This is a genomic window from Plantactinospora sp. B6F1 (genome assembly GCF_040120695.1).
Lineage (GTDB): Bacteria > Actinomycetota > Actinomycetes > Mycobacteriales > Micromonosporaceae > Plantactinospora.
This window is the reverse complement of record NZ_JBEEAC010000007.1, coordinates 104,052-125,841: the sequence shown is the minus strand read 5'-3', so window position 1 is coordinate 125,841 and position 21,790 is coordinate 104,052. Positions and strand designations below refer to the sequence as shown.

Here is a 21,790-nt window from a genome sequence, read left to right as displayed (position 1 = left end):
CCAGGCCACGCGGCCCGCGTCGTTGCGCGGGGTCGGCAGTGGGTGGCGGTACCATCCTTCTGTCCATTTGCTCCCCGTCTTGAGTGAAAGGCACTTTTAGTGAGTCTCATTCAGGAGCCGGGGAAGCGCTGACCCGTGGCCAAATCTCCCGCCTCGCAACCTCCCGCCTCGCGGCTGACCCGACGCGAGATCGCCTCCGGGGTGGTCCTCGGGCACCTACCCGGGCAGTCCATGCAGCGAGCCGGCCCGGCACGGTGGTCACTCGGCTGGGCCCCGCCGGAGACCGCTGCGGACCCGGGGCGCGCGGTGACCCCGCTCGGCGCCCTCGAACGGGCGGTACTGCCCGCGCTGCGCCGACCGCCGTGCCTGGTCGGCTTCTCCGGCGGGCCGGACTCGTCGCTCGTGCTCGCGGTCGCGCTGCGGGTGGCCCGGCGGGAGGGGCTGCCGCACCCGGTGCCGGTCACCTGGCGGTTCTCCGGGGTGTCCCCGGCCGGCGAGTCACGCTGGCAGGATCGGATCGTCCAGGCGCTGGGCATCGGGGACTGGCAACTCCTCCAGGCGGACGACGATCTGGACCTGGTCGGTCCGACGGCGGGGCGGCTGCTGCGCCGGCACGGTCTGCGGCACCCGGTGAACCTGCACCTGCACCTGCCCATCGTCGAGCTGGCGGCCGGTGGTGCCATGCTCACCGGCGCCGGTGGGGACCAGGTGTTCGGTGGCTGGCGTACCGCCGGGTCCGGTCAACCATGGGTACGGTTGCGCCGGGCCGCCGGCCAGCTTCGGACCGCGCTCCGGGGGCACAGGTCGAGCCGGGACATGTTTCCGTGGCTGCGCCCGGAGGTGTCGGCGGAGATCTACCGGGCCTTCCGGGCGGAACGGCGCGGGGAGCCCCGCCGGCTCGACCGCCGGATCGCCTGGCACGTTCGTCGGCGGGACCTCGGGCTGACCTGTGCCAGCCTGGCCGCGCTCGGCACCACCCACGGGGTGACGGTGGTGAATCCGCTGCTCGATCCCGACTTCCTGGGTACCCTCACCGGGCCGGCGGGCCGGCGCGGCTGCCCGCCCCGGGACCAGTTGGTCGCCGAGATCGCCGCCGGGATGCTGCCGGAGGTGGTCACCGCGCCCCGGCCGAGGGCGCGCTTCCTGGACGCCTTCCTCCGGGGGCCGACCCGCCGGTTCGTCCAGCGCTGGGACGGCAGCGGCGTCGACGAGGAACTCGTCGACGTGGCAGCGTTGCGGAGGCTCTGGTCCCGGTGGCCGATCCCCGGCGGTACGGCGGGACTGGTCCAGGAGGTGTGGCTCGCCGCCAGCTCCGGCGGGGCGGGCCGGTGAGCTGCGGCGGTGACCACCGCCGGGTGATTGCTCTGTCCTCGTCGGTGGCGCCGGTGGCAGGGTGACCAGCGCCGGGCGATCCGCCCCTGTCACCGTGGTCGCGCCGGTGCCAGGGGACCGGACCGGTGGACGGCGTGCCGGAGGCCGGCGTGCCCGGAGCGGAGGAGAGCGGGATGGGCGACCCGTTGCACGATCGGGACGCGGCGGCGGAGGTGCTGCGCCAGGTGTACGCGGCCGCCGGTCCCTACCTGGACTCGCTCGCCGACCGTCCGGTGCACGAGCCGGCCACCGAGGCGCTGCTGACCGAACTCTCCACACTGTCCAATTCGGACCCGTCCACCGGTGCCGGTGAACAACCGACCGGGACGACGCCCGGCGATCTGCCGGAGCGGGGCATCGGAGCGGCGGCCGCCCTGGAGCGGCTGCTTCGGATCGGCGCCGCCGCCGCGACCCACTCCGCCGGACCGCGGTTCTTCCACTTCGTCATCGGCGGCGCCACCCCGGCCGCGCTCGCCGGTGACTGGACCGCCGCGCTGCTGGACCAGAACGCCGCCTTCCGGGCCTCCTCGCCACTCGCCGCCGAGCTGGAGGCGATCGCGCTGCGCTGGCTGCGGGAACTGTTCGGGCTGCCCGACCGGTACGGCGGGGCGCTGGTCGCCAGCGCCACCTTCGCGAACTTCACCTCGCTGGCCGTCGCCACGCACTGGTGGGCCGAGCGGCACGGCGTGGACGTCGCGGCGGACGGGCTCGGCACGCTGCCCCGGATGCCGGTGCTCTCCGGCGGCTACCTGCATGCCAGCGCACGCAAGGCGTTGCAGATGCTCGGGCACGGCCGGGACACCGCCGAGGTGTACGCCCGGGACCGGGTGGGCCGGGTCGACCTGCCGGCGATCGAGCGGCGCCTCGCCGAACTGGACGGGCCGGCGGTGCTGATCGCCAACGCCGGTGAGGTGAACGCGGGCGACTTCGACCCGGTCGACGCCCTCGCCGACCTCGCCGAGCGGTACGGCGCCTGGTTGCATGTGGACGGCGCGTTCGGTTTGTTCGCCGCGCTCTCGCCCCGGACCGCCGCTCTGGTGCGCGGGATCGAGCGGGCCGACTCGATCGCCTGTGACGGGCACAAGTGGCTCAACGTGCCGTACGAGAGCGGGTTCGCCTTTCTCCGCGAGCCGGCCCGGTTGCCGGTGGCGTTCGGGATGCCCGGCACGACGTACCTGCCGGGGCCGGGGAGCCCACTGTGGTCGGGGCAGCCGGGGCCGGTGGACTACGCGCTGCACGGGCCGGAGTCGTCCCGCCGGGCGCGGTCGATGCCGATCTGGGCGACCCTGGCCGCGTACGGCCGCCAGGGCCACCGGGCGATGGTGGAGCGGCAGCTCGACCTGGCCCAGCGCCTCGCCCGGGGAGTGGACGAGGCGCCCGAGCTGGAACGGTTGGCCGAGGTGCCGCTCTGCATCGTCTGCTTCCGGGCCGCTCCGGAGCACGTGCCGCCGGACGGACTCGACGACCTCAACCGGCGGCTCGGTGCGGCTCTGCTGGACGACGGCCGGGTCTTCGTCGGCACCACCGTCTACGACGGCCGGGTCGCGCTCCGCCCGGCGATCGTGAACTGGCGGACCACCGAGACCGACATCGACCTGCTGGTCGAGGTGGTACGCGAGCTGACCGCCCAGCTTGCTCCGGCACCCCGCGCCTAGTACGCCACGGTGAAGTGCCGCGTACCGAGCTGGGGGTTCTCGATCTCGTCCACAGCGGCGACGGCCAAGTCCTCTGCGGAGATGCGCGACTCTCCGTTGACGTCGATGAGGAGCTGGTTTCCTCCGCGTCGGTAGCTCCCGGTGCGGGTGCCGGACCCGAGCAACGCCGGAGGGCTCAGGTAGGTCCAGTCCGCGTCGTGAGCCCCGCAGGCGTTGAACTGGTCGACGCTGGCCTGGGCGATGCTTCGCCACTGCTCGGGAACGAAGCGCTGGTCATCGATCACGAGCTGGTCCGGGCGGTCAGGGCACCGCAGCGGGCCTGCGCCGCCGATCACGATGACGCGGCGCCCGGCGCCAAGGGCTGCGTCCAGGACGACGGTCACTGGGGATGTGGCATCCTCTCGCGTCCCAGGAGCTGGTCTGGTGGCCAGCACGATGACGTCGTGCTCAGCCGCGATCCGACCCATGGCTTCCGGGTCGGTGGCGTCAGCGGTCGACAAGGTGATTCCGGGGGCGGTTCGTCCGGCACTGGCTTCTGAGCGTGAGTACCCGGAGTCGATGTGTCCTCGACGCGCTGCTTCTACGGCGATGCGGGAGCCTGCCATTCCTGTCGCGCCGATGATCGCAATCTTCATGATCCTGTCCTGGTCCGCGCGGCGAGCAACGCCGGCCGGTTGGTGTCCGGATCCGTGGTCTGGGTGATGTTCGGGGTGCGAGAGGGCGTCTTCTTGCGCGGAGTGACCTGCCCTGCCGCGATCGCCGCCAGGGCAAGCGCGAACCCGACCATCTGTACGACGCCGAGGGTCTGGCCCAGGAGGAGCGCTCCGAGTCCGGCGGCGACCAGTGGCGAGAGCAGTCCGAGCACGGCGACCGAAGCGGCCGGCAGCCGGGCGATGCCGCTGAACCACAGCGTGTAGGTGAGGAGCCCACCGACAAGTCCGAGCCACGCGTAACCGGCCAGTGCGGTGACATCGATGGTCACGGGGACGCCCTCGACAAGCAGGGTGACGGGCAGGAGGAACAGTCCGCCCGCCGTCAGTTGCCATCCGGCGAGGCCCATCGCGGGCACCCCTGCGGCTCGCCCCCACTTCTTGGTGAGAGTGACGCCGAAGCCCATGGACACGGCGCTCAGCAGCCCGGCGAGCACACCGACCGCATCGAGTGTCGCGGTGGAACGCAGTACGACCAGGGCGACACCGATGATCCCGACGATTCCCCACCACAGGCGCCACGCAGAGAACGACTCGCGCAGGATGACGACGACGAGGATCGCGACGACGAGTGGTTGCGCGGCTCCGAGTGTGGCGGCAACGCCGCCGGGCAGGTGGTAGGCGGCGACGAAGAGCAGCGGGAAGAACGCGCCGATGTTGAGTACACCCAGCACGGCAGACTTCCACCACCACGCACCCGTGGGTCGTGCCCTGGTCAGCGCGATCGCGACCAGCCCCGCGGGCAATGCTCGTACCAGCGAGGCGAACAGCGGATGCCCGTCGGGCAACATTTCGGTCGTCACGATGTACGTCGTCCCCCACGTCGCCGGGGCGATCGCCGTGAGCAACGTGGTGCGGAGCTTGTCCATACAACCCCTCAGCCTTGAACTGTTTAACGTTGAGGAGACTACGGTGTTAAAGTGCTTGCCGTCAAACAGTTCAACGTTGAGAGGTGTATGGGGTGGAGGACAGCGTCGACCGAATCGTTGCCCAGTGGGCGCGGGTGCGCCCGGATGTCGATGTCAGCCCGATGGGGGTGTTCGGCCGGCTCTCTCGGCTCACACGTCTGTTCGAGCGCGAGCTACAGACAGTCTTCTCTCAGCACGGCCTGCAACCGGGAGAGTTCGACATCCTGGCGACCCTGCGGCGCGCCGACACCGAAGGGCGCGGTCTGACCGCGGGCCAGCTTGCCGACAGCACCATGGTCACATCCGGCGCGATCACCAACCGGCTCGACCGGCTCGTCGCCAAAGGACTCGTCACCCGTGAGCCCGACCCGCACAGCCGCCGCACAATCCGGGTCGCCCTCACCCAACGGGGGCGGGAGGTCATCGACGCGGCACTGGACGACCATGTCTCCAATGAGGAACGCCTGCTCGCAACGATGACGGCCAGCCAGCGGCGACAGCTCGAAGAACTGCTCCGCGGCCTCCTCGACCACCATGAGAGCCAGGCTTGACGTCCGGTGCGAGACGACGCTTCGCGGCACGACCACCCCTGGCAGCGACGCCGCTGATCCGCAGGGAAGCCTGCCGGCGTCAGCATCGCCTGAATCTCCGCCAGTGCCACCCAGGTCCACGTGCCCACATGTGGGGTTGACGTCGATCGTCGACGCGGAGCGGGATGCGGGGTCGATGGGTGGGGTCGCTATTCCGCGTCGTCGCCTGGCGGCGGGCTCGGATGGCGGAGCACGCGGCCTGGGTGGTGGAGCGCGGCATCGACGAGCTGCGGCAGGCGTACGCGGGATTGGTGTTGAGCCTCGGACGGGCTCGGGCGGTGACGACCGGCTCGCGGCATCCGCTGCCGGCCCGCGCGCTGCGGCGCTGGGACGCCGCCCTGGAGCAGGCCGGTCAGGTGCAGCGGCAGCTCAGCGGCGGGGTCGGCGAACTGTGCCGGTTGTCGGGGGTCGGGCCGGTCGGCGGCGTCGGCGAGGCGGTCGCCGCGCTGCGTAGGGCAGCCGACGAGGTATGCGCCAGCACCGCCAGCCTGGTCGAGCTGCGTGCTCGGATCGCCGCCACCACCGCCATGGAGTCGGGCGAGGCGCTGCCGGCTGCCGCGCTCACGCGACTACGGACCGGAGCGGGCGAGCTGGAGGAGTTGACCGCACGGATGCAGCAGGGCTGTGTGGCGCTGTCCGCGTACACGGATGGGGTTTCCGGGGTTGACCTGATGCCCGGCCGGACCGCCCGGGCCGGCGCACTGGCGCGGGTGAGCTGGCACCCGCCCGACGGCGTCGGCGTGGGCGCGGAGCTGGCGGGGCGGCTGGTGGCCGCCGGCGGTCGCCGGGCCCGCCCGCGCCGGCACACCTGCGGGTGCCGTTGCGGCGCCGGGCGGCCTGGCGCGCGTCGCGCGGCTTCTGGGCCTCCGGCGGGTCGCGGCTGGCCAGCCCGCACACCGACGGCGCCTTCTTCGCTCTGCCTACGTGCCGTGCTCCTGCTGACCAGGGGAAACACCATCTGGTACGCCGACCGCCTCGACCTGTTCCGCCGGGCCGGAGCGCTCGACGGGTATGTCGACGCGCTCGCCGCCGCGGTGGTGGTGGCGGTGGACCGGCGGCTGACCCGGGTCGGTGACGGCGCGACGGTACGGCGGCTCGCCGCCCGGATACACGACCGCTACGACGGCGGTACCCAGGAGGTGCCGCCGGAGGTGGCCGGAGCGCTGATCCGGGCCGCGCTCGGTGTGGCACGCCCGCCGGCAGCCGATCCAGTCCGGCTGATCCTGTTGCAGACCCTGCTCCTGGTGGATCTGCTCGGCGACGAGCGGCTCACCCGAGCGGACCAGGCCGCCTTCGCTCGGGTTGTCCATCGCGCCGCGCCGGGCTGATCAGGGCATTGCCCGGCCCTCCTCAGCGTCGGCCCGTCGTGCGAGACCGGATACGTGCCCACAGGTCGGGCACGGGTCGCCGGCCGAGCGTGCCCGGATCGCCCGGTACCGGCCGCCGTGCCAGGCGACCACGGCCAGTAGCAGGACCGTGCCGACCAGGGGGAGTACGGCGGCGGTGGCGGCGAGTTCGAGCCAGGTCAGGGCGCCGCCCCAGTACCAGCCGGCGATCGGTTGGATCCCGAGCAGACCGGCCGGGGTCACCAGCAGTACGACCGACCACAGTGCACCACTGTCACCGGTGACCGCTCGAACGAGACCGAAGGCCAGAGCCAGCCCGACCAACAACACACCCGCCATCGCCAGGATCTCGATCGTGGAGTTGTAGCTGGTGAACCAGCCGCCGCTCCCGGTGACCTCGAACAGCACGCCCACCGCCGTACCGGTCAGCGCCCCGAGCAGGGGCGGGATCCGGCCCGCCCAGCCAGGACGGGCGGGCAGTGCCAACGTCATCAGACCGAACGCCAACACCGGGACGAGCACGTAGAGCGGGGGCCGGGGCAGCCCGGACAGCGGTGCGGCCGGGATCACGGCCAGCGTCAGCAGGATGGCGGCGGCGACGCCCCGGCGTGCCCAGTGCGCCGGCAGTACCATCGTGGCGAGCGCGGCCAGCAGCCAGCCGGCCCAGAGGAACGCACCGAGGGTCTGCGCCGGGCCGACCTTCGCGGGCAGAACGTCGGCCGGCAGGTTGGTGAACTCGACCTGGATGAGCAGGAACGCCGCGATCGCCGCCAGCGTGCTCATCGCGATTGTCGCGGCGATCGGCAGGCCGGCGGCGAGCCCGGAAGCGCCCTGCTCGCGCAGCCGCTGGCGTAGCCCGGCACGCAGCACGTCGACGACGTCGTGCCGGGAGGGCCGGCGCCGATCCGGCTCGGCCAGATCGAGGTACGTCCCGACCAGTTCGTCGCCCCGGCTCGACCGGTAGCGGCGCGGGTACGCGTACAGCAGTCGCCGGTAGCGCCGCTCCAGCGGACTCACCTCGGCGGCCGGACCGTCCTGCCCGGTCCCGTCGGGCTGCCCGGTCATGCCGTCCTGCCCGGCTCCGCCGGGCTGCTCGCTCATGCCGGGGCTCCGGCGAGCCGGATGGCGGGGCGGACTGCCGGCGCCGGACGGGCGGTCGAGCCCTCGGACGCTCGGGCGCTGCGGGCTCGCAGGCGTTGGGTGGCCGCCTCGACGTTGCGGCGCAGCCGCTCGGTCTCGGCGGTGAGCGCGGCGGTCCCGTTGTCGGTGAGCCGGTAGTAGCGGCGGAGCCGGCCGCCGACGATCTCCTCCCGGTCCGGCTCGACCAGGCCCTCGTCGGAGAGTCGGTCGAGCGCGCCGTAGAGGGTGCCGGGCCGCAGGTTCAGCCGGCCGTCGGAGAGCGCGGCGACCTCGGAGACGATGCCGTAGCCGTGCATCGGCTCCCGGGCGAGCGCGGTGAGGATCAGGAACGTCGGTTCCCGTAACGGGGCAGGTGTGGTCATGCGGGGGAGTATATCGGTGACCAAGCTATAACGGCTACGAAGGTATAGAAGGCCCGAGACAGTGCGGCGCGCCGCCGACCGAGCCCCTGCGGGGTTGAGCCCCGGTGGGGTCTGGTCGACGACGCGCCCGACGTGCTGGTGTCGCCTGTCCCCGGGGCCGTGCGGGAAGCACGACCCCGGGCCGACGATTGGTTCTATACGTCGAAGTTCTATACGTCGAAGTACATCGCGAACTCGTGCGGGGTCGGCCGCAGCCGGACCGGATCGACCTCGTTGGTGCGCTTCCACTCGACCCAGGTGGAGATCAGGTCCGGGGTGAAGACGCCACCCTCCAGCAGGAAGTCGTGGTCGGCCTCCAGCGAGTCGAGCACCTCGGGCAGCGAGCCGGGCACCTGCTTGACCGAACCCCACTCCTCCGGCGGGAGGTCGTAGAGGTCCTTGTCGATCGGCTCCGGCGGCTCGATCTTGCTCTTGATGCCGTCCAGACCGGCCATCATCATCGCCGAGAACGCCAGGTAGACGTTGGCCGACGGGTCCGGCACCCGGAACTCGACCCGCTTCGCCTTGGCGTTGCTGCCGGTGACCGGGATGCGGGTGCAGGCGGAGCGGTTCCGCTGCGAGTAGACCAGGTTGACCGGGGCCTCGAAGCCCGGCACCAGCCGGCGGTACGAGTTGACCGTCGGGTTGGTGAAGGCCAATAGCGACGGCGCGTGGTGCAGCAGGCCACCGATGTACCAGCGGGCGGTGTCGGAGAGGCCGGCGTAGCCGGTCTCGTCGTAGAACAGCGGTTCGCCGTTCAGCCAGAGGCTCTGGTGGGTGTGCATCCCGGAGCCGTTGTCGCCGAAGAGCGGCTTGGGCATGAAGGTCGCGGTCTTGCCGTTCGCCCAGGCGGTGTTCTTCACGATGTACTTGAAGAGCTGGAGCTGGTCGCCCGCGTGCAGCAGGGTGGAGAACCTGTAGTTGATCTCAGCCTGGCCGGCGGTGCCCACCTCGTGGTGCGAACGCTCGACGGTGAAGCCGGCGTTGAGCAGCCGCTGGACGATCTCGTCGCGCAGGTCGGCGTAGTGGTCGACCGGCGGGACCGGGAAGTAGCCGCCCTTGTACGCGGTCTTGTAACCGCGGTTGCCGCCCGCTTCCTCGCGGCCGGTGTTCCACCAGCCCTCGACGGAGTCGATGTAGTAGTAGGACTGGTTCGCCGAGGTCTCGTGCCGGATCGAGTCGAAGATGTAGAACTCGGCCTCCGGGCCGAAGTACGCGGTGTCGGCGATGCCGCTGGCGGCGAGGTACGCCTCCGCCTTCTTCGCCACGTTCCGCGGGTCCCGGGAGTACGCCTCCCGGGTGAACGGGTCGTGGATGAAGAAGTTCAGTGCCAGTGTCTTCTGTGTCCGGAAGGGGTCGATGAAGGCGGTGGCGACGTCGGGCAGCAACAGCATGTCCGACTCGTGGATCGCCTGGAAACCGCGGATCGACGATCCGTCGAAGGCGAGACCGTCGGTGAAGACCGATTCGTCGAACGACTCGACCGGCAGGTTGAAGTGCTGCATCACGCCGGGCAGGTCACAGAAACGAACATCGACGAACCGTACGTCCTCGTTCTTGAGGTATCGCAGGAGTTCCTCGGGGTTGGCGAACACACGTCCTCCTGGCACGTCCACTGATGGCTAGGCTGGTGGCGACGCTATGGCCATGCGATTGCCCGAGCGTGTCTCTGATGTTTCTGCCGTGTTACGTCGTCTGCGGAGCGTGATCCCCGCAGGTGGTCGGCTCGGGCCTACTCCGGGATGATACTCCGGTTTGGTTGGTGGGCCTGGTTTGTTGCGTTTCGCTCCCGGTGGGGTGACGCGGGTCCCGGCCGGCGGAGCCTGCCGGGACGTGATCGCCACCAGCCGATACCCTGGTTGACCGTGGCAGCACAGCAGAACGGCGTCGCTCCGCCCGCACCGGCGGACGACCCGACCAGTCCGCCGCCGAGCCTGGCGCGCCGGTTCGCCGCGTTGAGCATCGACTGGATCCTGTGCCTGCTGGTCACCAACCTCTACGCCGACCCGATCGTCGACAGTTGGGCTCCGGTCCTCACGCTGGTCGTCGTCTACGGCTTCTTCGTCGGCCTCTTCGCGCAGACCCCGGGCATGCGGCTGTGCCGGCTCAGTTGCGTCCGGTACGCCGACGGCGGCCGGATCGGCGTGCTCCGCGGGCTGCTCCGGGGCGCCCTGCTCGGATTGGTGATCCCGGCGCTGGTCATGGACGCTCGCAACCGTGGCCTGCATGACCGGGCCGCTGGCTCGATCGTGGTCTGGATGCCGTCGACCCGCCACACCGGCTGAATCGGCCCGCCCCACCTGCCCTGAATCGGCCCGCCGGCCACGCCGGACGATCCACCGAGGGCACCTGCAGAGTCATCCCGCTGGCGTACCGCGCTGGATGGGCGTACTGTATCGATCCAGAAGACCTACTGGATCGATACAGAAGGCGGATTGGTGAAGCCAACGTTACAGACCGTGGCCGATGCCGTGGGCGTTTCCCGCAGCACGGTCTCCAACGCCTACAGCCGGCCGGACCAGTTGTCCCCGGCGCTGCGGGAGCGGATCCACGAGGCGGCCCGCCGGCTGGGCTACCCGGGGCCGGACCCGACGGCACGGTCGCTGCGCCGGGGTCGGGTCGGGGCGATCGGGGTGCTCTTCACCTCGGCGCTCTCCTACGCCTTCACCGACCCGTACGCGGTGCAGTTCCTCCGGGGCATCGCCGAGACCGCCGAACGGCACGGCAACGGCCTGCTGCTGATCCCGCTCTCCAGGTCGGAGGAGCAGACCGGCATCGAGGCGGTCCGCAACGCATCTGTCGACGGCTTCTGCGTGTACTGCGTACCGGCCTGGCACCCGGCGCTGGACGTGACCCGGTCCCGGGGTCTGCCGACGGTCGCCGCCGAGCGCCCCGCCGAGGTCGGACCGGAGACCATGTACGTCGGGATCGACGAGGTGGCCGCCGCCCGTACCGTCGGCAGTCACCTCGCCCGGCTGGGTCACCGCCGGGTCGCGGTGGTCTCCGACTTCCTGGTCGCGCAGCGCCGGACCGGTCCGGTCACCGTCACCGACCCGGCCGAGATCCGCTACGACGTCACCCGCGAGCGGCTGCGTGGCTTCGCCGAAGGGCTGGCCGAGGGCGGTGTCGGCTGGTCCGACCTGCTGCTCTGCAACGCCGGCGCGAACAGCCGGGGCGAGGGCGAGCGCGCGGCGGCGTACGCGCTGGACCGCGTGGACCGGCCGACGGCGGTGCTGGCCATCACCGACCTGCTGGCGCTCGGGGTGCTCGACGCGCTCGCCGCCCGGGGGCTGCGACCCGGCCGGGACGTCTCGGTCACCGGCTTCGACGACATCCCGGAGGCGACCGCCGTCGGGCTCACCACGATCCGGCAACCGGCGGTGGAGAAGGGCGCGATCGCCGGCCGACTGCTGCTGGACCCACCGGAGGACCCCGCCGCCCGCCAGGTGCTGCTCCCCACCGACCTGGTCGTCCGCACCTCGACCGGTCCCGTCGAAAGGAAGTGAACCTCATGGATCCCGTCGGTTACCACCTCGCGCTGGGCGCGACCGAGCGGCACGTACGGTCGGCCCGGCCGGACGCACCGGTCCGGCCCGACCGGGAACCGGCTCCGGACGCCGGCCCGGGACGGCTCCGGCGGAGCACCGCCGCGATGCTGCGACGGGTTGCGGACCGGCTCGCACCGGCCCCGCCGACGCTGCCGTCCACGACCACCCGGGCCTGCCCGTCGTGAGCCGGACTACCGGCCGCGCATCTGCCGGAACGCCCCCTTGGGCGGGCGCATGTTCTTCGGGATCGCGCCCTTCGGCAGTTGCGGCCGGGCCGCGGAAAGCGCCTTGAGCCGCTTGTCCAGGGCGTTCACGTCCTTGCCCTTGAGGTTCGGCGGCAGTCGCAACAGGGTCGTACGCAGCTTGCGGATGGACAGTTCGTCCTCGCCCTGGCCGATCAGGTAGTCGTAGAGCGGGGCGCTGCCGATCACCTTGGCGAGCCGCCGCTTCTCCTGGCCGAGCAGGCTCCGGGTCCGCTGCGGGTTGCCCTCGCCGAGCAGGATCACCCCGGGCTTGCCGACGACCAGGTGCACCATGTCCATCTGGGTGGTGGAACTGACCGCCGGGGTGACCCGCCAGTCACCCCGCATGCTCTCCAGGATCGAGGCAGCCGCACCCGGCTGCCCCTCGGCCGCGTTCATCATCGCCCGGTTGGAGCGCAGGTTCAGCACGATGAGCAGCGCGAGCAGGGCGAGCAGGATGCCGATCGGCAGCCAGAGCCAGCCCCAGTTCAGCACCGCCACCACGGTGACGGCGATCGGGACCAGCACCGCGACGACGGCGAGCGGCACGAACCACTTGTCGCGTTTGGCGGTGAACGAGAACACCATCCCGATCTGCTTCAGCCGCTGGCCGAACGACACCTTCTCCTGCGCCTTTGCCATGCGACGGAGTCTAGTGGGCCGGGACCGCCCGCCCGTTCCCCGGCCGGACCGTCCCCGTGCCCGGGGTGACCGTCGGCGGGCGGCCGGGCGGCGGGTAAGGACCTTACCGAGCGCGGGCATCCCGGAGAGGCCCAACTGAGGAGGCCGGCCCGGCAGACATGAGGCGGTGCACCAATGTGCCGCAGGTGCCTTCACCCGAAGAGTGGACATCAGCGACGAGTACCGGATCGAACGGAGTACAGCGATGTTCAGCACCGACCCACAGTTCCTGCTCACCCTGCACCGTAGCCACGCCGACGAGCTGCGGGCCGAGGCCGACGCGGCCCGGCTGGCCCGCTCGGTGGCCCGCGGTCCCCGGCAACACCCGACCCGGACCGGGCGGAGACGCCGGTTCGGCTCCCACCGGCACCAGGGGCCGGCCGCCGAGTGAGCGTGGACACCACCACCGCCGCCCCGCGACCCGACCGGGTCGACGGGCGGCCCACAAACCCGCCCACCGGCGGCGGTCCGGAGGTTCGGATCTTCGAGGATGCCGTCCGGCGTGGCATGCTCGATCCCGTGACCACTCGTGCCGCCAGCAGCGTTCTCGTCGGCCGCCAGTCCGAACTCGCCATCCTGCGCGACGCGCTCAAGCGAGTCCGGGCCGACGAGCCGGCCGCGCTGCTGGTCGGCGGCGAGGCGGGCGTCGGCAAGAGCCGGCTGATCGAGGAGTTCGGCCGGGCCGCCGTCGCCGACGGCAACCAGCTCCTCGTCGGGCAGTGCCTGGAGCTCGGCGAGGAGGGCCTGCCGTTCGCGCCGTTCGCCGCCGCGCTCCGGCAGGTGCTGCGCCGCGACGGGGTGGCGGCCTTCGAGGGGTACGAGCGGGAGTTCGCCCGCCTCCTGCCCGAGCTGGCCCGGCTCGCGGCCGGGCCGACCGGCACCGACACCCGGGCCGCCCCGAACGGGCCGGACCTCTCCCTGGACCCGCACCGGGGCTACCTCTTCGAGCTGGTCGCCGAACTCTTCACCCGGCTCGCCGCGCAGCGCCCGCTGGTGCTGGTGATCGAGGACCTGCACTGGGCCGACCGGTCGACCCGAGACCTGATCTCCTTCCTTGCCCGCGCGGTCCGGCCGGCCCGGGTACTGCTGATCTGCACCTACCGCTCCGACGAGCTGCACCGGGGGCATCCGCTCCGCCCGTTCCTGGCCGAACTGGACCGGGCCCGGGGCGTCGAGCGGCTGGAACTGGACCGGCTCGACCGGGAGGGCACCGGCGAGGTGCTGGCCGACCTGTTCGGCTTCGAACCCAGCGACCGGGCCATCGACACCATCCACGACCGGACCCAGGGCAATCCGTTCTTCGTCGAGGAGCTTGCCGCCGCGAGCGACCCGAGCGGCTGCGCCGACCTGCCGGACACCCTGCGCGACCTGCTGCTGGCCCGGGTCGACCGGCTGCCCGAGCCGGCCCAGCGGGTGCTGCGGATCGCCGGGGCCGGCGGCACCCGGATCGCCCACGAACTCCTCGCCGAGGTCGCCGGGGTGCCGGAGACCGAGCTGGAGGAGGCGCTCCGGGCCGCCGTCGCCGCCCAGCTCGTGGTCGCCGACCCGGACGGCGGCTACGAGTTCCGGCACGCGTTGGTCCGGGAGGCCGTACACGAGGACCTGCTCCCCGGCGAGCACGCCCGGCTGCACGCCCGGTACGCGGCCGCGATCGAGGCACAGCCGCAGCTCGTCGCCGACGGTCGGGCCCCGGCCGAGCTGGCCCACCACTGGTACGCGGCACACGACTACCCCCGGGCGCTGACCGCGGCCTGGGCCGCCGCCGAGGCGGCCGGCTCCCGGTACGCGTACGCCGAGCAGGGGCGGCTGCTGGAGCGGGTGCTCGAACTCTGGGAGCAGGTGCCGGACGCGGAGCAGCGGCTCGGCCGCGACCACCTGGCCGTGCTGGAGGCGACGCTCTCGGCGACCTCGACCGCCGGCGACTACAGCCGGGCGCTCGCGTTGACCCGGGCCATGCTGACCGAGCTGGACGGTGCGACCGAACCGGTCCGGACGGCCCGGGTACGGCTGCTGCGCGGCCGGCTGCTCCGGATCCTCGGCAAGTCCGACGGCGCCGAGGAGCTGCGCGAGGCGTACCGGCTGGTTGCCGGGAGCGACGACGATCCGCAGCGGGTACGGCTGCTCGCCGACATCGCCTTCCAGGTGGCCCGGGTGGACCGTGCCGAGGGAGGGCGGATGGCCGCCGAGGCGGTGGCCGCCGCGACGGCTCTCGCCGACGAGGACGCCGTACTGCGCGCGACGCTCGCCGCCGCCTGGGTGTGCAGCCGGCTGGCCTCGATCGACGCCGGCCTGGCCGACCTGCGCCGCGCGGTCGACCTGGCCCGGACCGCGGGTGATTCCTCCGTCCTGGTGACCGCGCTGGTGGTCAGCTCCGACGCCCTCTGCGAGGTCGGCCGGTACGCCGAGTCCGTCGAGGCGGCCGCCGAGGGGTACGCCGAGGCACGGCGGGTCGGGATCAGCCGCTCCACCGGCGCCTTCCTGCTCTCCAACCAGGCCGAGGCGCTGATCGCACTCGGCCGCTGGGACGAGGCCGACGAGTTGTGCGGGCAGGCGGCCCGGCTCGACCTGCCGGGCATCACCGGCTACCACTGGTTGCAGTTGCGGGCCGGGCTGCGGCTGGCCCGGGGCCAGGCCGGTGCCGACGAACTGGTGGCCCGGGCGCTGGGCTTCCTCCGCCGGCCCTTCCTGCCATTGGAGCTGCCCCTGTACGAGCTGCGCCTGGAGGCGGCGCTGGCCGCCGGGGACGTCGCGGGGGCGGTGGAGGCGGCCCGGGCTCTGCTCGGCCGGCGGCTCGAGAGCAGCCTCCGGTACGCCTGGCCGGCGCTGGCCACCGCTGCCCGGGCCGCCAGCGCGGCCGGGGACCGGGAACTCGCCGAGCGGGTACGGTCGGCTGCCGCCGGCATCCCGGTCCGCTATCCGGCCGAGGTGGCGTACGCGGCCCAGGTGCCGGCAGCGCTGGCCGTCGACGCCGCCGAGGCGGTGTCGCGCTGGCAGGAGACGGTGGCGGCCTGGCGGGTGGACGGCCAGCGGTATCCGCTCGGTCGCTCCCTGTTCTGGCTGGCCGAGGCGGCGGCCGGGGCCGGGGACCGGACGCTGGCCGCGAGCGCGCTGGAGGAGGCGGCGGGGATCGCTGGCGAGCTGGCGGCCGTACCGCTGGGGGATCAGGTGGCGACGCTGGCCCGGCGGCTCGGGTTGCGGGCCGGGCCCGGCGCGGCGCCCGGCACCGACCTGCTGACCGCCCGGGAGCAGGAGGTGCTGCGGCTGGTCGCGGAGGGGCACAGCAACAGCCGGATCGCGGAGCAGCTCTACATCTCGCCGAAGACGGCGAGCGTGCACGTGTCCCGGATCATCGCCAAACTCGACGTGGCGAACCGGATCGAGGCGGCGGCAGTCGCGCACCGCCTCGGCCTGCTCGCCCCGCAACCCGACGCTGGCGTGTAAGCAAGGGTGCCCGCTTAGCGCTTTCTGTTGTCGAAGGGGCCCTTCCTTACTCAGCCCGGCACGGCGGTCCGGGGGAGCACCGGGGCGGCCCGGCCGGTGCCGTGCTCGCCCGGCCCCTTCTCCTCGTGGTATTCCTCCTCCACGTTGACCGTCCACACGTCGTGCTCGGTACCGTCGAGAATGTTCGAGACCGAGAGCAGTGCGGTCATCATCGAGTGGTCCGCGTTGTTGTAGCGGTGCATCCCGTTGCGGCCCACCGGGTGCACGTTCGGCACCTCGGCCGCGAGCCAGTCGCGGATGGTGGCGACGTTCTCCTTGTAGGCGAAGTCGTAGAACGGGTAGGCGCGGGGCATCCGCACCACGTAGCCGGCCTCGACGGCGCCGGGGCGGACCAGGCCGAGTCGCTCCAGCTCGGCGGTGCCCAGGGCGATCAGCTCGGCGTCCGGGCTGTTCCACAGTTCGTCGCCGATGCTGAGGAAGTACTCCAGCCCGAGGCAGGTCCGCCCGTCCTTGACCAGGTACGGCGACCAGGAGCCGAAGTTCTGGATCCGGCCCACCTGCACCTCCGGGGCGTGGATGTAGATCCAGTTGTCCGGAAAGCTGAACTCGGCCGGCACCACCAGGGCCACGGTCAGGAAGTCGCGGTAGCCCAGTTGCTTCGCGGCAGCCACCACGGCCGGCGGGGCCGGCGGGTCCATCGCCAGCACCAGGTGCGAGATCGGCATCGACGACACCACGTGGTCGGCAGCCACCCGGCGCTGCCCGTCCGGCCCGTCGACGGTCACCGCGACCGCGCGGCCGCCGGTCCGGTGCACGGCAGTGACCCCGGTGTTCAGGGTGACCCGACCGCCGCGCTTCTCGACGTGTTCGGCGCAGCGTTCCCACATCATCCCCGGGCCGTACTTCGGATAGTTGAACTCCTCGATCAGGCTGGTGATCTCCTTCTGGTTCCGCTTGGGCAGCAGCGCGCTCCAGACCGCGTTGGACAGCGACAGATTCTTGATCCGCTGTGCGGCCCAGTCGGCGGAGAGCTCGGTCGCCGGAACCCCCCACAGCTTCTCGTTGTATGTCTTGAAGAAGTGCTCGAACAGCCGCCGGCCGAACCGGGCGGTCACCCAGCCGGCGAGGTGTGACTGGTCCTTCGGCGGCGCCATCTTGGCCCAGAGATAGGAGCCGACGCAGCGGAACGCCTCGACGATGCCGAGGTTGCGCAGCGCGTTGCCGGCCCGAAGTGGATAGTCGTACAGCCTTCCCCGGTAGTGGATCCGGCTCATCCGGGGGCGGAGCAGGAAGTCCTCGGCGGGCAGGATCTCGTGCCAGAGCGCCTCGACCTGGGGGACCTTGGTGAAGAACCGGTGCCCGCCTATGTCGAACCGCCAGCCGTCGCGCTCTACGGTACGGCTGATCCCGCCCACCACGTCATCGGCCTCGAACACGTCGACGGTGGCGTTGCGCTTGGTCAGCTCGTACGCCGCGGTCAGCCCAGCGGGGCCAGCGCCGACGATCACGGTGTGGGGTGCGGTCATCCCTCTATTCATCACCTTCGACGTGTCGTCGGCAAGGGGTCTCCCAGTTGGCGGCCGAACCCGCCGCGGTAGCCCCGCCGCCGGGTGACCTTGATCACTTGCCAGGAGTTTGGGGCCGCGCCACCTACACCCGCCCACCTGGGTCCGGCAGCTGCTCGCCGCCTACGACCTGGGCAGAGACGAATTCTGCGGGCGCATCGAGAAAGGCCAAGGGCCGCGCGAGGTTCCCGAAATTCTGCCGCTCCCTGCGAGACGTTCACCCGGGCGAGGGGTGTGTCGTAACCGCGTCCGACAACTACCCCCCACAGCTGACCACCAAGCGCTCAGGGGCCGCTGACCGAGCTGGTCCACCGACCGGCGGTCCAGGAAGCACTGCGTACGGCTGCCCGAGGCGGCCGGGCGAATCTCGGTGAGCGGCGCCGGTAGCTACAGCCGGGGTGCTGTCCGAAGAAGATCAACGGGCGCCGGCCGTGTTGCCGGCTGGCGCCGTCCGGGCCTCGACGGCCTGCTGGTAGAGCCGGCCGGCCCGGTACGACGAACGCACCAGCGGCCCGCTCATCACCCCGGCGAAGCCGATCTGCTCGGCCTCCTCGCGCAGCTCCACGAACTCCTCCGGGCGGACCCACCGCTCGACGGGGTGATGCCGGGGCGTCGGGCGCAGGTACTGCGTGACGGTGACCAGCTCGCAGCCGGCCGCGTGCAGGTCGCGAAGCGCCTGGGAGATCTCGGCGCGCTCCTCGCCGAGCCCGAGGATCAGGTTGGACTTGGTCACCAGCCCGGCGGCCCGGGCCTGGGTGAGTACGTCGAGCGAGCGCTCGTAGCGGAACGCCGGCCGGATCCGCTTGAAGATCCGGGGCACCGTCTCGACGTTGTGCGCGAGCACCTCCGGGCGGGTGTCGAAGACCTCGGCGAGCTGCTCCGGGTTGCCGTTGAAGTCGGGGATCAGCAGCTCCACCCCGCAGTGCGGCAGCGCGTCCAGGGCCCCGGCGGTGTTCCCGGCGCCGTCGACCGCAGCCACGGCGGCGGCCGGCCGCTCCCGTCGGGTCAGCCCGTGGATCTGCCGGACCGTTTCGGCGTAGAGCCAGGCACCGCCGTCGGGGAGGTCGTCCCGGGCCACCCCGGTGACGGTGGCGTACCGCAGGCCCATCGTGACCACCGACTCGGCGACCCGGCGCGGCTCGTCGGCGTCGAACTCGGCCGGCTTGCCGGTGTCGATCTGGCAGAAGTCGCAGCGGCGGGTGCACTGGTCGCCGCCGATCAGGAAGGTCGCCTCCCGGTCTTCCCAGCACTCGTAGATGTTGGGACAGCCGGCCTCCTGGCAGACGGTGTGCAACCCCTCCCGGGAAACCAGCCCACGGAGTTGGGTGTACTCGGGACCCATCTTCGCCTTGACCTTGATCCACGGCGGCTTGCGCTCGATCGGCGTCGCCGCGTTGCGGGCCTCGACCCGCAGCAGCCGGCGCCCCTCCGGCGCGACGGGATGGCCGGTGCGGTGCTCCGGTGCGGTCACGACGCTCACTCCTCCGGCTTCGGCGGCGGTGGATGGCGCGGCTTGCTCGATGGTCACGAATCCGAGCCTACGCGTCACGGTGCGGCCGATCGACCACCAGCGACCGGACTCACGTGCTGGACCAGGTGATACCACTCACGCAGTACCTGGGCGGCAGGCGGCGGTCACCTTCCCCAGTCGCTGGCGAGTCGCTCGTACACCACCCTGGCGGCCCAGCACCGACCGGTGTGGTCCGGCTGGTTTCTTCCGCACGACCGGCGGGCACCGCGGGGATGCCATACCCGAAAATGCCTTGCCGACATGGCGGTCGGCCCGGCTAGTCTGCCGGCAGAGCGTCGACGGAGCCGAGTACCACCCGACAACCGGAGTCCAGAGAGTCACCGTCGCTGGAAGGTGATCTCCGGCCGGGCTGGGAAGACCCTCCCGAGCTGCGGGAAGAACGGCGTTCCGGCGCCTGGTAGAACCCGCCGTCCGGCCCGCGTCACGGTCCACGAACGAGGCCGTCGGCCCTGGCGCCGACGGTGAAGGTGTGGTGGCACCGCGAGTTCCCGCTCGCCCACACTCCCCGGGGCCATCGGCGCGTCCGACGCGCCGCGACCAGATCGAGGAGTACCCCAGGTGTCCCGCGTCCTCTCCACCTCCCTGTCCGCGCACGTCGGCGCGACGGTGACCGCCGCCGGCTGGGCGCACCGGCGCCGGCAGCTCAAGTCGGTCACGTTCCTGATCCTGCGGGACGCCACCGGGCTGGCCCAGGTGGTGGTGACCGACGCCGACCTGCGGGCCCGGTTGGCCGAGCTGCCGGAGGAGTCGGTGCTGGAGGTGACGGGCCGGGTGGTCCGCAACCCCGCCGCGCCCGCCGGGGTCGAGCTGGTCGACCCGACGGTACGAACACTCGGCGACCCGGCCGTGCCGCCGCCGTTCGACGTGTACCGCCCGGAGTTGACCGCATCGCTGCCCACCCAGCTCGACCACGCGGCGGTGGCGCTGCGCCATCCCACCCGATCGGCGGCGCTGCGGGTCTCGGCGGCCCTGGTGGCCGGCTTCCGGGCCACCCTCGACCGGCTCGGCTTCGTCGAGGTGCACACCCCGAAGATCGTCGCCGCCGCCACCGAGAGCGGCGCCAACGTCTTCGCGCTGGACTATTTCGGTCGATCCGGCTACCTGGCCCAGTCCCCGCAGTTCTACAAGCAGATGCTGGTCGGGGTACTGGAGCGGGTCTACGAGGTGGGGCCGGTGTTCCGGGCCGAGCCGCATGACACCACCCGGCATCTGGCCCAGTACACCTCGCTGGACGTCGAGTTCGGCTTCGTCGCCGACCACCGGGACGTGATGCGGCTGCTCCGCGAGGTACTGGCCGGGATGCTGGACCGACTCGCGGACCATCCGGCGCCGGTCACCCAGATCCCGGTGGTGCCGGCGGAGATTCCGGCGCTGCACTTCACCGAGGCGCTGGGCATCGCCGGGGCGCCGCCGGACGAGCCGGACCTCGCCCCGGCGCACGAGCGGGCGCTCGGCGAGTGGGCCCGGGCCGAGCACGGGTCGGACTTTCTCTTCGTCACCGGCTATCCGCTGGCCAAGCGCCCGTTCTACACCCACCCGGCGACCGGGGACAGCCCGTCGGGCGGCCCGGCACGGGCGTACTCGAACGGGTTCGACCTGCTCTTCCGGGGCGTGGAGCTGGTCACCGGCGGGCAGCGGCTGCACCGGTACGCCGACTACCTGGCCGCGCTCGCGCGGCGGGGCGAGCCGGTCGAGCCGTACGCCGGCTATCTGGACGCGTTCCGGCACGGCATGCCGCCACACGGCGGTTTCGCGATCGGTCTGGAGCGGATGGTGGCCCGGCTGCTCGGGGTGGCGAACGTCCGCGAGGTCACCGCCTTCCCCCGCGACCTGCACCGGCTGACCCCGTAGACGCGAACCCATCTGCAGGACGTGCTGTTTCCGGGAAGTAGTGGCTTGACCGGCCGCCGGAAGGCACTACATCGGGGAAACAGTGGATCCCTGCCGACCCACGTCAGGGAAGCAGGGTCGGCAGGTGACGTTCGACCACCGGCAGGACCTCGGCGACGGTGACCGGGCGGCCGAGTTCGGCGGTGAGCGAGGTGTTGCCGACGTCGCGCAGCCCGCAGGCGACGATCCGGTCGTACGCGGCGAGGTCGCAGTCGCAGTTGATCGAGAAGCCGTGCTGGGTAACTCCCCGGGCCACCCGGATGCCGATCGCGGCCACCTTGCGTTCCGGCCCACGCTCGTCGGCCGGCACCCAGACCCCGCTGCGCCCCTCGACCAGCATTACGCTGGTCAGTCCGAGTTCGGTGCAGACGGCGAGCAGCAGTTGCTCGGTACGCCGGACGAAGGCGACCACGTCCACCGGCAGCCCGGTGTCCGCTCCGGGGAGCTTGAGGATCGGATAGCCGACGAGCTGCCCCGGCCCGTGCCAGGTGATCTTGCCGCCCCGGTCCACGTCGATCACCGGCGTACCGTCCGTCGGCCGGTCCCAGGGCTCGGTGCGCTTGCCGGCCGTGTAGACGTCCGGGTGCTCGAGGAGCAGTACGGTGTCCGGCCGCTCCCCGGCGACCACCGCGTCGTGTACCCGACGCTGCTCTTCCCAGGCGGCCAGATAGTCGACGGTCCCGAGCCGGACGCTGGTCAACCCGGCAACTGTGCTGCTCACCGCTCCAGCTTAGTTCGCTACCGGCGGGTCGCTCCGGTTGGTGGCGGGGT

General features: G+C 72.0%; 19 protein-coding genes. 10 read left to right on the top strand and 9 right to left on the bottom strand.

Annotated features, from left to right (window positions below; translation table 11 throughout):
* Window positions 1–135 precede the first annotated feature (135 nt).
* Both ABNF97_RS12480 and ABNF97_RS12475 read left to right on the top strand, forming a co-directional pair.
* Window positions 136–1,332 (top strand): asparagine synthase-related protein, encoded by a 1,197-nt coding sequence (locus ABNF97_RS12480; RefSeq protein ID WP_130460828.1) that lies wholly within the window; start codon window positions 136–138, stop codon window positions 1,330–1,332.
* Between the two features lie 125 nt (window positions 1,333–1,457).
* Complete coding sequence (locus ABNF97_RS12475) at window positions 1,458–3,026, top strand: pyridoxal phosphate-dependent decarboxylase family protein (protein WP_349338618.1); 1,569 nt, start codon at window positions 1,458–1,460, stop codon at window positions 3,024–3,026.
* On the opposite strand, the gene ABNF97_RS12470 is transcribed toward ABNF97_RS12475, so the two are convergent.
* Window positions 3,023–3,661, bottom strand: coding sequence for an NAD(P)-dependent oxidoreductase (locus tag ABNF97_RS12470; RefSeq protein ID WP_349338617.1), 639 nt, complete (start codon window positions 3,659–3,661; stop codon window positions 3,023–3,025). The two genes, ABNF97_RS12475 and ABNF97_RS12470, sit on opposite strands and share 4 nt — an antisense overlap.
* Window positions 3,658–4,605 carry an EamA family transporter gene (locus ABNF97_RS12465; protein ID WP_130460826.1) on the bottom strand — a complete coding sequence of 316 codons (948 nt, stop codon included), beginning with the start codon at window positions 4,603–4,605 and terminating at the stop codon, window positions 3,658–3,660. Before ABNF97_RS12465 ends, ABNF97_RS12470 begins: the two co-directional genes overlap by 4 nt.
* A 92-nt stretch (window positions 4,606–4,697) precedes the next feature.
* Here ABNF97_RS12465 and ABNF97_RS12460 point away from each other — a divergent pair, with 92 nt between their 5' ends.
* Window positions 4,698–5,195, top strand: a complete 498-nt coding sequence (locus ABNF97_RS12460; RefSeq protein ID WP_349338616.1) for a MarR family winged helix-turn-helix transcriptional regulator — start codon at window positions 4,698–4,700, stop codon at window positions 5,193–5,195.
* A gap of 221 nt (window positions 5,196–5,416) precedes the next feature.
* Window positions 5,417–6,562: a hypothetical protein gene (locus tag ABNF97_RS12455; protein ID WP_130460825.1), complete on the top strand. Its 1,146-nt coding sequence runs from the start codon at window positions 5,417–5,419 to the stop codon at window positions 6,560–6,562.
* On the opposite strand, the gene ABNF97_RS12450 is transcribed toward ABNF97_RS12455, so the two are convergent.
* From ABNF97_RS12450 to glnA, 3 genes are all read right to left on the bottom strand, one after another.
* On the bottom strand, window positions 6,563–7,681 hold the full coding sequence (locus ABNF97_RS12450; RefSeq protein ID WP_349338615.1) for a GlsB/YeaQ/YmgE family stress response membrane protein: 1,119 nt from the start codon (window positions 7,679–7,681) through the stop codon (window positions 6,563–6,565).
* On the bottom strand, window positions 7,678–8,082 hold the full coding sequence (locus ABNF97_RS12445) for a PadR family transcriptional regulator (protein ID WP_349338614.1): 405 nt from the start codon (window positions 8,080–8,082) through the stop codon (window positions 7,678–7,680). Before ABNF97_RS12445 ends, ABNF97_RS12450 begins: the two co-directional genes overlap by 4 nt.
* Window positions 8,083–8,291: 209 nt before the next feature.
* Window positions 8,292–9,716 carry a type I glutamate--ammonia ligase gene (gene glnA, locus ABNF97_RS12440; protein WP_130460823.1) on the bottom strand — a complete coding sequence of 475 codons (1,425 nt, stop codon included), beginning with the start codon at window positions 9,714–9,716 and terminating at the stop codon, window positions 8,292–8,294.
* 264 nt (window positions 9,717–9,980) lie between these two features.
* Between glnA and ABNF97_RS12435 the strand changes: the two genes are divergently transcribed.
* The 3 genes from ABNF97_RS12435 (at window position 9,981) to ABNF97_RS12425 (ending at window position 11,854) form a co-directional block, all read left to right on the top strand.
* A complete protein-coding gene (locus ABNF97_RS12435) occupies window positions 9,981–10,406 on the top strand; it encodes an RDD family protein (protein ID WP_486484468.1) in 426 nt (141 codons plus the stop codon).
* Window positions 10,407–10,559: 153 nt separating this feature from the next.
* A complete protein-coding gene (locus tag ABNF97_RS12430; RefSeq protein ID WP_130460821.1) occupies window positions 10,560–11,627 on the top strand; it encodes a substrate-binding domain-containing protein in 1,068 nt (355 codons plus the stop codon).
* Window positions 11,628–11,632: 5 nt separating this feature from the next.
* The gene (locus ABNF97_RS12425) at window positions 11,633–11,854 is read left to right on the top strand and encodes a hypothetical protein (protein ID WP_130460820.1); all 222 of its coding nucleotides are present in this window, start codon (window positions 11,633–11,635) and stop codon (window positions 11,852–11,854) included.
* 6 nt (window positions 11,855–11,860) lie between these two features.
* Here the strand turns inward: ABNF97_RS12425 and ABNF97_RS12420 are convergent, their stop codons facing one another.
* Entirely contained in the window at window positions 11,861–12,553 is a 693-nt protein-coding gene (locus tag ABNF97_RS12420; RefSeq protein ID WP_130460819.1) for a DUF4191 family protein, read from the bottom strand.
* A 244-nt stretch (window positions 12,554–12,797) separates the two neighbouring features.
* Between ABNF97_RS12420 and ABNF97_RS12415 the strand changes: the two genes are divergently transcribed.
* On the top strand, window positions 12,798–12,983 hold the full coding sequence (locus ABNF97_RS12415; RefSeq protein ID WP_130460818.1) for a hypothetical protein: 186 nt from the start codon (window positions 12,798–12,800) through the stop codon (window positions 12,981–12,983).
* A gap of 128 nt (window positions 12,984–13,111) precedes the next feature.
* Entirely contained in the window at window positions 13,112–16,033 is a 2,922-nt protein-coding gene (locus ABNF97_RS12410) for a helix-turn-helix transcriptional regulator (protein ID WP_349338613.1), read from the top strand.
* A gap of 50 nt (window positions 16,034–16,083) precedes the next feature.
* Here the strand turns inward: ABNF97_RS12410 and ABNF97_RS12405 are convergent, their stop codons facing one another.
* Together ABNF97_RS12405 and ABNF97_RS12400 are read right to left on the bottom strand one after the other, a co-directional pair.
* The gene (locus ABNF97_RS12405; RefSeq protein WP_130460817.1) at window positions 16,084–17,559 is read right to left on the bottom strand and encodes an FAD-dependent oxidoreductase; all 1,476 of its coding nucleotides are present in this window, start codon (window positions 17,557–17,559) and stop codon (window positions 16,084–16,086) included.
* A gap of 454 nt (window positions 17,560–18,013) precedes the next feature.
* Window positions 18,014–19,126, bottom strand: a complete 1,113-nt coding sequence (locus ABNF97_RS12400) for a lipoyl synthase (RefSeq protein WP_349338612.1) — start codon at window positions 19,124–19,126, stop codon at window positions 18,014–18,016.
* 561 nt (window positions 19,127–19,687) lie between these two features.
* Between ABNF97_RS12400 and aspS the strand changes: the two genes are divergently transcribed.
* A complete protein-coding gene (gene aspS, locus ABNF97_RS12395; protein WP_349338611.1) occupies window positions 19,688–20,980 on the top strand; it encodes an aspartate--tRNA(Asn) ligase in 1,293 nt (430 codons plus the stop codon).
* A 103-nt stretch (window positions 20,981–21,083) separates the two neighbouring features.
* Here the strand turns inward: aspS and lipB are convergent, their stop codons facing one another.
* Window positions 21,084–21,740 (bottom strand): lipoyl(octanoyl) transferase LipB, encoded by a 657-nt coding sequence (lipB, locus tag ABNF97_RS12390; protein ID WP_349338610.1) that lies wholly within the window; start codon window positions 21,738–21,740, stop codon window positions 21,084–21,086.
* Window positions 21,741–21,790 lie beyond the last annotated feature (50 nt).

Coding starts and splice junctions, on each gene's coding strand:
- ABNF97_RS12470 (WP_349338617.1), bottom strand. CDS start 3,661: ATGAAGATTGCGATCATCGGCGCGACAGGAATGGCAGGCTCCCGCATC.
- ABNF97_RS12465 (WP_130460826.1), bottom strand. CDS start 4,605: ATGGACAAGCTCCGCACCACGTTGCTCACGGCGATCGCCCCGGCGACG.
- ABNF97_RS12455 (WP_130460825.1), top strand. CDS start 5,417: ATGGCGGAGCACGCGGCCTGGGTGGTGGAGCGCGGCATCGACGAGCTG.
- ABNF97_RS12450 (WP_349338615.1), bottom strand. CDS start 7,681: ATGAGCGAGCAGCCCGGCGGAGCCGGGCAGGACGGCATGACCGGGCAG.
- ABNF97_RS12445 (WP_349338614.1), bottom strand. CDS start 8,082: ATGACCACACCTGCCCCGTTACGGGAACCGACGTTCCTGATCCTCACC.
- ABNF97_RS12425 (WP_130460820.1), top strand. CDS start 11,633: ATGGATCCCGTCGGTTACCACCTCGCGCTGGGCGCGACCGAGCGGCAC.
- ABNF97_RS12420 (WP_130460819.1), bottom strand. CDS start 12,553: ATGGCAAAGGCGCAGGAGAAGGTGTCGTTCGGCCAGCGGCTGAAGCAG.
- ABNF97_RS12415 (WP_130460818.1), top strand. CDS start 12,798: ATGTTCAGCACCGACCCACAGTTCCTGCTCACCCTGCACCGTAGCCAC.
- ABNF97_RS12405 (WP_130460817.1), bottom strand. CDS start 17,559: ATGACCGCACCCCACACCGTGATCGTCGGCGCTGGCCCCGCTGGGCTG.